Annotated in this window: 13 protein-coding genes and 2 tRNA genes; 5 read left to right on the top strand and 10 right to left on the bottom strand. The window is 18.1% G+C overall.

The window, feature by feature from the left end; translation table 11 throughout:
* Nucleotides 1-81 precede the first annotated feature (81 nt).
* Nucleotides 82-336, bottom strand: a complete 255-nt coding sequence (locus ACMCL3_RS00075) for a hypothetical protein (protein ID WP_412728776.1) — start codon at nt 334-336, stop codon at nt 82-84.
* A gap of 155 nt (nt 337-491) precedes the next feature.
* Here ACMCL3_RS00075 and greA point away from each other — a divergent pair, with 155 nt between their 5' ends.
* Both greA and rpe read left to right on the top strand, forming a co-directional pair.
* On the top strand, nt 492-968 hold the full coding sequence (gene greA / locus ACMCL3_RS00080; RefSeq protein ID WP_412728777.1) for a transcription elongation factor GreA: 477 nt from the start codon (nt 492-494) through the stop codon (nt 966-968).
* A 137-nt stretch (nt 969-1,105) separates the two neighbouring features.
* Nucleotides 1,106-1,780 (top strand): ribulose-phosphate 3-epimerase, encoded by a 675-nt coding sequence (gene rpe, locus ACMCL3_RS00085; RefSeq protein WP_412728778.1) that lies wholly within the window; start codon nt 1,106-1,108, stop codon nt 1,778-1,780.
* Nucleotides 1,781-1,963: 183 nt separating this feature from the next.
* On the opposite strand, the gene dnaX is transcribed toward rpe, so the two are convergent.
* Together dnaX and typA are read right to left on the bottom strand one after the other, a co-directional pair.
* Nucleotides 1,964-3,238, bottom strand: coding sequence for a DNA polymerase III subunit gamma/tau (gene dnaX, locus ACMCL3_RS00090; RefSeq protein WP_412728779.1), 1,275 nt, complete (start codon nt 3,236-3,238; stop codon nt 1,964-1,966).
* Nucleotides 3,239-3,412: 174 nt separating this feature from the next.
* The gene (gene typA, locus ACMCL3_RS00095) at nt 3,413-5,245 is read right to left on the bottom strand and encodes a translational GTPase TypA (RefSeq protein ID WP_412728780.1); all 1,833 of its coding nucleotides are present in this window, start codon (nt 5,243-5,245) and stop codon (nt 3,413-3,415) included.
* Nucleotides 5,246-5,401: 156 nt separating this feature from the next.
* Between typA and lpdA the strand changes: the two genes are divergently transcribed.
* The 3 genes from lpdA to ACMCL3_RS00110 all read left to right on the top strand — a co-directional run bounded on the left by lpdA (nt 5,402) and on the right by ACMCL3_RS00110 (nt 7,045).
* Nucleotides 5,402-6,823 (top strand): dihydrolipoyl dehydrogenase, encoded by a 1,422-nt coding sequence (lpdA, locus tag ACMCL3_RS00100; protein ID WP_412728781.1) that lies wholly within the window; start codon nt 5,402-5,404, stop codon nt 6,821-6,823.
* Between the two features lie 40 nt (nt 6,824-6,863).
* Nucleotides 6,864-6,936, top strand: a tRNA-His gene (locus ACMCL3_RS00105).
* A gap of 35 nt (nt 6,937-6,971) precedes the next feature.
* Nucleotides 6,972-7,045, top strand: a tRNA-Pro gene (locus ACMCL3_RS00110).
* A gap of 6 nt (nt 7,046-7,051) precedes the next feature.
* Here the strand turns inward: ACMCL3_RS00110 and rplT are convergent.
* The 7 genes from rplT to manX all read right to left on the bottom strand — a co-directional run bounded on the left by rplT (nt 7,052) and on the right by manX (nt 12,113).
* Nucleotides 7,052-7,417: a 50S ribosomal protein L20 gene (rplT, locus tag ACMCL3_RS00115; RefSeq protein ID WP_412728782.1), complete on the bottom strand. Its 366-nt coding sequence runs from the start codon at nt 7,415-7,417 to the stop codon at nt 7,052-7,054.
* A 40-nt stretch (nt 7,418-7,457) separates the two neighbouring features.
* Nucleotides 7,458-7,652, bottom strand: coding sequence for a 50S ribosomal protein L35 (rpmI, locus tag ACMCL3_RS00120; RefSeq protein WP_412728783.1), 195 nt, complete (start codon nt 7,650-7,652; stop codon nt 7,458-7,460).
* Between the two features lie 23 nt (nt 7,653-7,675).
* On the bottom strand, nt 7,676-8,221 hold the full coding sequence (infC, locus tag ACMCL3_RS00125) for a translation initiation factor IF-3 (RefSeq protein WP_412728866.1): 546 nt from the start codon (nt 8,219-8,221) through the stop codon (nt 7,676-7,678).
* 75 nt (nt 8,222-8,296) lie between these two features.
* Nucleotides 8,297-9,247: a thioredoxin-disulfide reductase gene (gene trxB, locus ACMCL3_RS00130; protein ID WP_412728784.1), complete on the bottom strand. Its 951-nt coding sequence runs from the start codon at nt 9,245-9,247 to the stop codon at nt 8,297-8,299.
* A gap of 226 nt (nt 9,248-9,473) precedes the next feature.
* On the bottom strand, nt 9,474-10,298 hold the full coding sequence (manZ, locus tag ACMCL3_RS00135) for a PTS mannose transporter subunit IID (protein ID WP_412728785.1): 825 nt from the start codon (nt 10,296-10,298) through the stop codon (nt 9,474-9,476).
* A 14-nt stretch (nt 10,299-10,312) separates the two neighbouring features.
* Nucleotides 10,313-11,113: a PTS mannose/fructose/sorbose transporter subunit IIC gene (locus ACMCL3_RS00140; RefSeq protein WP_412728786.1), complete on the bottom strand. Its 801-nt coding sequence runs from the start codon at nt 11,111-11,113 to the stop codon at nt 10,313-10,315.
* 37 nt (nt 11,114-11,150) lie between these two features.
* Nucleotides 11,151-12,113 carry a PTS mannose transporter subunit IIAB gene (manX, locus tag ACMCL3_RS00145; RefSeq protein WP_412728787.1) on the bottom strand — a complete coding sequence of 321 codons (963 nt, stop codon included), beginning with the start codon at nt 12,111-12,113 and terminating at the stop codon, nt 11,151-11,153.
* Nucleotides 12,114-12,145 lie beyond the last annotated feature (32 nt).

Raw genomic sequence — 12,145 nt, forward strand, 5'->3', positions numbered from 1 at the left:
TTTAATTTGTATTTATATTTAATAATATATTTAAAATATAAAAATTTTTAATAATTTTATTTTTTTAAAAATTAAAATTATTTATTTATTGTTTAAATTAATTATTTTTTCATTATTTTGATATGTTTTATGTTTTTCAAATTTTTTAATATTAATATTTGATATTAATAAATTTAAAAGAAAAAATATAATAGTTAAAAATATAATTATTTTATTTGTATTATTTTTACAATTATTTAATATATTTGATTTATCATTTGAAGGCTTTTGAAAAATTATTAAAATATTAATAATAAATGAAATTATTAAAAAAATATAAATTAATAAATTATACATAATTTCCTTTTAATTTAAATTAATATTTTTAAATATTTTAAATTTTATTAAAAAAATATTTAAAAATTTTTTATAAAAATTAATATTAATTAATAAAAAAAATAATAATAAACATTTTAAAATTTTAAAATATTAAATAAATTTAAAATAATAAAATGAAAAAAATATTAATAACAATTTCAGGTTATAAAAAAATTAAAAAAGAATTAAATAATTTAAAAAATATTAAACGTCCAAAAATAATTAAAGAAATTATTAAAGCTAGAGAATATGGAGATTTAAAAGAAAATTATGAATATCATGCCGCACGTGAACAACAAAATTTAATTGAAAAAAAAATTAAAGATCTTGAATTAAAATTATTAAATTCACAAATTTTAGATATTACTAAAATAAAAAATACTAAAAAAGTAACTTTTGGTTCAACAGTAACTATTTTAAATTTAAAAAATAATAATAAATTTAAATATCGCATAGTTTGCAATAATGAATCAGATATTGTAAATAATTTAATTTCTATAAATTCACCTATAGGTAAGGGTTTATTAGGAAATAAAGTAAATGATATTTTATATATAAAAACTCCAATTGAAATTACTAAATATAAAATTTTAAAAATTGAATATATTTAATATTATTAAATAATTATTTATTTTTAAAAAAATTTATTAATTTAAATATAATTATTAAAATTAATAAATATTTAAATATATTTATTTTTTATTTATAAAATATTAAATAAAAATAAAATATATTTTAATAAGGAAAAATGAGAAAATTTTTAATTTCTTCTTCTATATTATCTGCAGATTTTTCAAAATTAGGAAAAGATGTTAAAAAAGTATTAAAATCTGGAGTTGATATGATTCATATTGATGTAATGGATAATCATTATGTTAAAAATTTAACATTTGGTCCTATTATATGTAAATCTTTAAGAAATTATGGAATAAAATCAATTATGGATGTTCATTTAATGATAAAACCTGTTGATAGAATAATACCAGAATTTGCTGAAGCAGGTGCAAATATTATTTCTTTTCATCCTGAAACTACAAATCATATTGATAGAACTATAGAAATAATAAAAAAATATAATTGTAAAGTTGGAATTGTTTTAAATCCTGCAACACCTTTAAGTTGTTTAAAATATATTATAAATAAAATTGATGTAATAATTTTAATGTCTGTTAATCCTGGTTATGGTGGACAATTATTTATTAAAAATATTTATAATAAAATTAAAGATGTTAAAAAAATAATAGATAAAAATGGTTATAATATAGATTTAGAAGTTGATGGTGGTATAAATAAAAATAATATTTTAAAAGTTGCTAAATCTGGTGCAAATATTTTTGTTATTGGAACAGCTATTTTTAAAGAAAAAAATTATAAAATAAATATTAAAGAAATTAAAAATGAACTTAAATTATTTAAAATTTAAAAAATATTAAAAATTAATAATTTAATTTTTTTTTTTTTAAATATTAAAAATTTTTCTATTTTTTTTTTTTTAATATTACATATTTTATTATAATTTTTTATATTAAAATAATTATTTATAATATTATTAAATAATATTTTATTAATATTAAAATTTATTATATTAATTAATAATTGATTATTTTCAAAAATAATTTTTTTTAATTAAAAATAAATTTTTTTTTAAAAATATTTTTTTATTTTTATTTAAATTTTGATTTATAATAATTAAATTATTTATACATTTTTTAATAATATTTATATTTAAAAAGAAAAAAGATTTTTTATATTCTAATAATAAAACTTTTTTAAAAATATGGTTTTTTTTATTTTTTTGTTTTTTAAATAATATATTTAAAAAAATAATTTCAATACCTATCTTCTTATTTGGTGAATATATTAAATTTTTTCTTCCATTTATAAAATATTGATAATATTTTTTAATTTCATTTTTAGAAAAATTTTTTGATAATTTTAATAAACGATTTTTAATATTTATATATTTTTCATCAATAATATTTTTATTTATTATTTTTATAATATATAAATTATGTAATAACATTAAAATTTCAATTAATAAATAATCCCAATCTATATTAATTAAATGTAATTGTGAAATTTTTTCTATAATTTTATTTCCATCATTTTTATAAATTAATTCTAATAAATATATAAAATTTTCATTATCTAAATATCCTAACATATTATTTACTATATTATAATTTATTATACCATTTCCCATTGCAATTGCTTGATCAGTTAACGTTAAAGCATCTCTCATACTACCATTTGCAGCAGATGATATAATTTTTAATGAATCATGATCAAATTTAATTTTTTCAAATTTTAAAATTTTTTTTAATTGATTATAAATTAATTTTTTATTTATTGTATTTAAATGAAATTTAAAACAACGTGATAAAATTGTTTCAGGTATTTTATTAATTTCAGTTGTTGCTAATAAAAATTTTACATGTTTTGGAGGTTCTTCTAGTGTTTTTAATAAAACATTAAAACTACCTTTTGAAAGCATATGAAATTCATCTATAATATAAATTTTATAATTACCTTGAATAGGAGTATAATATATATTTTCTAACAATTCACGTGTATCTTCTATTTTAGTTTTTGAAGCAGCATCAATTTCAATGAGATCAATAAAATCACCTTTATCAATTTGTTTACAATTATTACATGTACCACACGATTTATATAAAATATTATTTTTACAATTTAAACTTTTTGCTAATAATCTAGCAATTGTAGTTTTTCCAACACCTCTTATACCATAAAAAATATAAGCATGATGTAAACGATTTAATAAAAAACTATTTATTAAAGATATAATTACATGATTTTGTCCTATTACTTCTTTAAAAAAATTTGGTCTCCATTTTTTTGCAAGAACTTTATCATTCATTTTTTTTAAATATAATTAATAAATAAATTAATAATAATTTAAAAATAAATATTTTTTAATTTTAAAAAAAATAAAATATTTTAAATATTTAATTTTAAAAAAAAATAATTAAAAATAATAATATTAAATATTATTAATTATTAAATATTAAATATTAAAAGTTATAATTTAAAATTAAATATTATTTTTAATTTTGTTAAAATTACGATTTATACGTTTTCTTTCATTTTCTTTTAAATATTTTTTACGTATTCTAATAGATTTAGGAGTTATTTCAATTAATTCGTCATTTTCAATAAATTGGAGTGCTTTTTCTAAAGTCATTTTAATAGGTGAAATTAATGTAATAGCATCATCTGAACCAGATGCACGTAAATTTGTTAATTTTTTTCCTGTAATACAATTTACAGTCAAATCATTTGGACGAGAACTTATACCAATTATTTGTCCTTCATAAACTTTTTCTCCATGATTTATAAATAATTTACCACGATTTTGTAAATTAAATAATGCAAAAGCAACAGCTTTACCTTGATTATTAGATATTAATACACCATTAGATCTTTTATTTATTATTTTTTCACAAATATTATCATAATGACTAAACGCAGAATGTATTAATCCTGTACCATTTGTTAAAGTTATAAAATCAGATCTAAAACCTATTAAATTATTAGATGAAATTAAATATTCTAATCTAACTAATTCTTTAGTATATTGTATTATATTTTTTAAAATTCCTTTTTTTTTACCTAAAATTTTTATAATTATTCCTTGATATTGTTTTTTTATATCTAATATTAAATTTTCATATGGTTCTTTAATAATATTATTTATTTTTTTTGTTATAATAGTAGGTCTAGATACAGATAATTCAAAACCTTCTCTTCTCATATTTTCAATTAAAATTGATAAATGTAATTCACCACGTCCAGAAACACAAAAAATATTAGTATCTTTTGTTTCTTCTATTTTTAATGATACATTATTTAATGTTTCTTTTTTTAAACGTTTTAATATTTGTCTTGAAGTTACATATTTTCCTTCTTTACCACTAAAAGGTGAATCATTTACGTTAAAAAACATAGTTATAGTAGGTTCTTCAACATAAAGTGGTTGAATTGGTTTAATATTATCTATATCACATATAGTATCAGAAATATTAAGTTTTCCTATACCAGAAATTGCTACTATATCACCTGAATTTGCAGATTTTACTTCAATACGTTCTAAACCTAAATAAATAAGTATTTTTAATATTTTTTCGTTTCTTATAATTCCTTTTTTATTAATTACAATAATTGGTTTGTTTAAATATATTTTTCCACTTTTAATTCTTCCAATACCTATAGTACCTAAATAATTATTATATTCTAATTGAGAAATTTGCATTCTAAATTTTTTATTAATATTATTTATAGGTGGTTTAACATTTTTTATAATTGTTTTTAATAATGGTATCATATTATTTTCCATTTTTTTATAATCAGTACCAGAAGAACCATTAATAGCAGATGTATAAATAATTGGAAAATCTAATTGTTCATCACTAGCATTTAAATTAACAAATAAATCAAAAGTTTTATTTAATACCCAATCAGGACGTGCTCCAAATCTATCTATTTTATTAATAACAAGTATTATTTTTAAACCATTTAAAAGAGCTTTATTTGTTACAAAACGAGTTTGTGGCATAGGTCCTTCTAGAGCATCAACAATTAAAATTGCTGCATCAACCATTGACATAATTCGTTCAACTTCACCTCCAAAATCTGCATGTCCTGGAGTATCAATAATATTTATACGATATCCATTCCATAATATAGAAGTATTTTTAGAAATAATAGTAATACCACGTTCTTTTTCTAATTCATTAGAATCCATAACTCTTTTATTAAAATTGTTTTCTTTAATCATTCCAGTTTGTTGTAATAATTTATCTATTAAAGTTGTTTTACCATGATCAATATGTGCTATAATAGCTATATTTCTAATTTTTTTATTCATTATATCCATTTTAAATTTAATTTTATTTTTTAATATTTATATAATAGTTATAACTTTAAATGAATTTATAAATACTTATAATTATAATATTTTATTAATATTTAAAATAATTTATTTAGATATTTTTATTAATATAATTAATATAAATAAAATAAAATGAATAATTTAATAAAAACTCAAGTTGTGGTAATAGGATCAGGTCCAGCAGGTTATTCATCAGCCTTTCGTTGTGCTGATTTAGGTTTTAAAACTATTTTAATAGAAAAATATTTAAATTTAGGAGGTGTATGTTTAAATGTTGGATGTATACCTTCAAAATTTTTATTATATATATCAAAAATTATTGAAGAAATTAAAAAATTATCTAAAAAAGGTATTATATTATGTGAATTCAAAAATAATATAAATAAAATATGTGAATGGAAAAATAATATAATTAAAAAATTAAATTTAGGTATTTTAAATTTATCTAAAATTCGAAATATTAAAATTATTAATGGAATTGCAAAATTTAAAAATATAAATTCAATAATTATTAAAAAAAATGATAAAAAAATTATAATTAATTTTGATTATGCAATTATTGCAACTGGTTCAAGACCTATTAAATTACCATTTTATAAAAAAAAAAATTCAATTATTTGGGATTCAAATGATGCGTTAAAATTATTAGAAATACCATCAAAATTATTAATTATAGGATGTGGAATAATTGGTTTAGAAATGGCTTACATATATAGTTCATTAGGTTCAAAAGTAGATATAATTGAATTAAATGATCAAATAATTCCTGAAATTGATAATGATATTGCAAAAATTTTATATAATATTATTTGTAAAAAAAGTAAAATAATGTTAAATACTACTATTAAAGAAATTAAAATTATAAATAATTTAGCTTATGTTGAAATTAATAACAAAGAATATATTAAAAAAAAAATATATAATAAAATATTAATTGCAATTGGTCGTAAACCTAATACAGATAATATAAATATTAATGAAATTGGTATTAAAACAGATAAAAATGGTTTTATATTAGTTAATAATCAATTAAAAACTAATATTAAAAATATTTTTGCAATTGGAGATGTAACAGGACAGCCTATGTTAGCTCATAAAGGAATACAAGAAGGACATATTGTAGCATCAGTAATTTCTGGAAATAAAAAAATTATATTTGAAAAAAAAAATATTCCTTCAATAATTTATACAGATCCAGAAGTTGCATGGGTTGGAATAACAGAAAAAATAGCTAAAAAAAAAAATATAAAATATAAAGTTTCTGTATTTCCATGGTCAGTTTTAGGTCGTGCAATTATTTCAGATTCTCATGAAGGTATTACAAAATTAATTTTTGAAAGTAAAACAAATAGAATAATTGGTGGAATAATTATTGGAACTCACGGTGGAGAATTATTAGGTGAAATTAGTTTAGCTATAGAAATGGGAAGTTATGCCGAAGATATTGCTTTAACTATTCATGCACATCCAACATTAAATGAATCTATTAAATTAGCATCAGAACTATATTTAGGCACAATTACTGATCTAACAAATAATTTTAAAAAAAATTAAAAATTGATTAATTTTTATTTATATAATAATAATTTTATTGGTGGCTATAACTCAGTTGGTAGAGTACTGGATTGTGGTTCCAGATGTCATGGGTTCAATTCCCATTAGCCACCTTATTAATTTGTTAATATTAATTAAATATATAAAACGGTGAGTAGCGCAGCTTGGTAGCGTAACTGGTTTGGGACTAGTGGGTCGGAGGTTCAAATCCTCCCTCGCCGATTTATATTAATTTTTTAAAATATTAATTATTTTTTTTACTCTTTCAATTAATATTAAAAAAGTTTTTTTATCAAAAATTGCAATTTCAGAAAGTATTTTACGATTAATATTTATTGATAATTTTTTTAATCCATTAATAAATTTACTATATGAAATATATTTTTTAACAGCTGCATTAATTCTTATTATCCATAATCTACGAAATATTCTTTTACATTGTCTTCTATCACGATATGAATATTGTCCAGATTTAATAATTGCTTGATTAACTACTCTATATACTCTAGATCTAGCACCATAATATCCTTTTGCTTGTTTAATATATTTTTTATGTCTTGAATGTGATATAACACCACGTTTTACACGTGTCATTAAATTTCCTTATTATTATAAAAATTTATTTTATAAAAAATTATAAATATGGTAAACATGAATTTATTGAAAATAAATCTTTTTTTGAAACCGTATTTTTAATACGTAAATGTCGTTTACGTTTTGAAGTTTTTTTTGTAAGTATATGTTTAAGATTAGCTTTTTTTTTTTTAAAATTATTATTTCTTTTTTTAAAACGTTTATAAGCACTTCTAATAGTTTTTATTTTTAACATTTTAAAATTTATTTTAAAAAATTTTAATTTTTATTATTTTTAAAAGAAATTATCATTATCATTTGACGATTTTCAATTTCTTTTGATAAAAAATCAATATTTACTATATTTAAATTTTCATTAATATTTTTTTTAATACGGTTTAAAATTTCAATACCTAAATGTTTATGATTAATTTCTCTACCTTTGAACTTTAAAGAAATTTTAATTTTATTACCTTTTTTTAAAAAATTAATAATTTTTTTAATTTTTATATTATAATCATTACTATTAGTTACTGGTCTAAAATTAATTTCTTTAATTTGTATTATTTTTTGTTTCTTTTTATTTTTTTTAACTAATTTTTTTTTTTTATACATATATTTATTATAATCCATTAATTTACAAATTGGAGGATTAAAATTAGAATTAATTTCTACTAAATCAAGTTTTTTTTCTTTTGATTTAATTAAAGCATCTTTTAAATTAAATATTCCAATAAATTTTCCATTACTATCATTTAATCTAATTTTATCTGCTTTTATTTTATCATTTATATTATTAAAAGTTATTTTTTTTTTATTTTTAATATTATTTCCTTTTTTATTTTAAAAAATTTAAAATATAAAAAATATATTTTTTTTTTTAATTAATTTTAAAAAAAATTATAAAATATTTTCAAGATATTTTTCAGCATCTATTGCTGCCATACATCCAGTAGCTGCAGAAGTTATTGCTTGTCTATAATATTGATCCATAACATCACCTGCAGCAAATATTCCAGAAATATTTGTTTGAGTTTTATTAAATTCTGTATTTTTAACTTTTATAAATCCATTTATTAAATTTAATTGATTTTTAAAAATATCTGTATTTGGTTTATGACCTATTGCTATAAAAATTCCATCAACTAAAAAATTTTTTAAAATTTTATTTTTAATATTTTTTATTATTATCCCTGTTACTCCTGTTTTATTACCATAAATTTCTTCTACAATATAATTAGTATATATAAAAATATTTTTTTTTTTTTGTTTTTCTTTAAGTCTATTAATTAAAATTTTTTCTGCTTTAAATTTTTCACTACGGTGAATTAAATAAACTTTTTTAGCAATATTTGATAAATATAATGTTTCTTCAATTGCAGTATTACCTCCTCCTACTACAACTACTGTTTTATTTTTATATATAAATCCATCACATGTTGCACAAGTAGAAACCCCTTTTCCTTTAAAATTAGTTTCAGAAGGAATATTTAAATATTTAGCTGTTGCACCAGTTGCTATTATTAATGAATCACAAGAATATTTATAATATTCACCAAATAAAATAAATGGATTATTTTTTAAATTAGTATCTTTAATATAATCAAAAATAATATTAGTATTAAATTTTTCTGCATGTTTTTTCATACGTTCCATTAATTTTTTTCCTGTTAAATTATTTTTATTTCCAGGCCAATTTTCAATTTTTTCAGTTGTTGTTAATTGTCCACCTATTTCTAAACCAGTAATTAATAATGGTTTTAAATTTGCACGTGCACTATATATTGCAGCTGTATAACCAGCTGGGCCAGAACCAATTATTATTAATTTATTATGTTTAGTTTTTAACATTTTTTTTTAAAAAATTAATTAATAAAAATATAAAATATTTTTAAAAAAAATTATTAATAATATAAATTATTATAAAATTTAATATTTTTAAAAATATTATTTAAAATATAAAAAAAATATATTTTAAAATATTATAATAAATTTTAATTTTAATATTTTTAAAAATTTAAAAATTTTTTAATTAATATTTTTATTAATTAAATAATTTAATTTTTTTAATAAATAATTAAATTCCTAAAATACCTAATTTATAACTAATTATACTTATTAAAAAAAATATTAATATTATATAAAGTGCATTAACTTTTTTTAAAAACCACATACAAAAAAATGTTAATAATAAAGGTATTAAACCTGGCATTAATTGATCTAAAATATTTTGTAATGTTGTAATTTTAATATTATCAGAAGAATCTTTAATTTTAGAAATTACAATAGGTATATTAATATGTGTCCATTTGTTTACTAATGCTCCCATAACAAATAAACCTAAAATTGAAGTACCTTCAGTAATTTTTTTTAATACTCCATCACTAATATCTTTTATTATATTAATTCCTTTTTTATATCCATAAAAAATTCCAAAATATCGAGTTGTTAATCTAATTAAATTAAAAGAAAAAAAAAAAATTAAAGGACCTAATAAACTACCATTCATTGCTAATCCAGCACCTAAAGCTGAAAAAATTGGACGTATTGTACCCCAAAAAATAGGATCTCCAATTCCTGCTAAAGGACCCATTAAACCAATTTTAACATTGTTTATAGCAACTTGATTAATATTAGCACCATTAATTTTTTGTTCTTCTAATGCTAATACTACACCAATTATAGGAGCTGCAATATATGGATGAGTATTAAAAAATTCAAGATGTCTTAAAATTACTTCTTTTCTTTCATTTGATTTTTTAGGATATAATTTACGTATAGCAGGAATAATTGTAAAACAAAAACCTAAAGCCTGCATACGTTCAAAATTCCATGATCCTTGAAATAAATTTGAACGTATAATAACTTTATTGATATCTATAAAAGTAAGTTTTTTTTTCATTAAAAAAATTACCTTTAATCTAATTCATTATCAATTTCTTTTTTATTGTTTTTATTATTATATTCACAAATATGTTTATAATATTTTGGATTTAATTGTATATATATAATAGCTATTACTATACCAATAATTCCTAATGCTACTAAATTAAAATTTGTAAAAGCAGCTATTACAAAACCAGCATAAAAAAAAGGCATTAAATATTTTGCGCTCATCATATTAATTACCATAGCATACCCAATAACAACAATAATACCTCCTGAAATATTTAAACCTGTTGTAATACTTTCTGGAATTGAATTTAATATATTATTAATAATAGGAGATTTTATTGAAAATATAAAAAAAATTGAAGGTATTGCAATTCTCATACCTTGCATAATTAATGCAATAATATGTAATATACTAATTATTTTTAAATTATTTTTTTTAGCTGCATTATCAGCTAAATGTTGAATAAATATTGTAAAAGTACGTATAATAATAGTAAGTACTTGGCCAGTTGCAGCAATTGGAATTGCTAATGCTATACCAGAACCAATTTTTTGACCACCTAAAATAACTAAAATAGTAGATATAATTGAAGCTAATGCAACATCAGGAGCAACGGCAGCTCCAACATTCATCCAACCTAATGATATCATTTCTAATGTACCACCAATTGTAAATCCTGTTTTAATATCATTTAATATATATCCAATTAATGTACATGCAATTAAAGGTCTGTGAAATTGAAATTCATCTAATATAGAATCCATACCAATAATTAAAAAAATAATAAATAATAAAAAAAATTGAAATTTATTAATTTCCATATATTTTCCAATTTTATTTTAAAATATATAAAATATTTTAATTTATATTTATATTCTTTATTAAATCCATAATTTTTAATTTTCTATCACTAGGTACTTTACGAACTTCTAATTCAATACCTAAATTATTTAATTTTTTAAATGATTCAATATCTTTTGAATCTACTGAAATTGCATTATTTATTTGAGTTTTACCTTTTTTATATGACATACCACCAATATTTATAGATTTTATTATAATACCTTTTTCAACAATTTTTAAAACATCACTAGGATTAGTAAAAAGTAACATAACATAATCATTAGAATATTTTATATTATTCCAAACACGAATAGATTTTTCAATTCCAACAACATGTGATGAAATTCCAGGAGGTGATACTTGTTTTAATAAAGTTTTTCTAATATAATCATTATTAACTTCATCACTAATAACAATAATACGATCAATTTTTGTTTCTTTAACCCAACTTGTTACAATTTGACCATGTATTAATCTATCATCAATACGCGCTAAAACAATTTTCATATGTATATTATTATTTTTAATTTTTTCTATTTTATTATTTTCTTTAAAATTATTTATTTTATTATTTTTAATATATTTATTTTTAAATAATTTTATTCCATTTTTACCATTTAAATATGCTATATTAATTAATTCTTTAAATGTTATATTATCTTCTCTAGCTAAAAATAATTCTACTAACATTGGAATATTAACGCCAGAAATAATTTCATAATTATTATGTTTTGTTACAATACGACTAGCAATATTAAAAGGACTTCCACCCCATATATCAACTAAAAAAATAAGTCCTTTATTTATATTTAAAGATTTTATTGATTTATTATATTTTAAAAATAAATTTTCAGAATTTTCTTCAGATAAAAAATCTATACAATTTACATTTTTTTGTTTCCCTATTAACATTTCAGTTGTTGATAACATTTCTTTTGCAGCAATACCATGTGTTGAAATTATTATTGCTACAGTCATATTTTCCTTATTTTTATAGTATAATAATTATT

The sequence above is a fragment of the Enterobacterales bacterium endosymbiont of Anomoneura mori genome, assembly GCF_047159375.1.
In the GTDB taxonomy this organism is placed as follows: Bacteria; Pseudomonadota; Gammaproteobacteria; order Enterobacterales; family Enterobacteriaceae_A.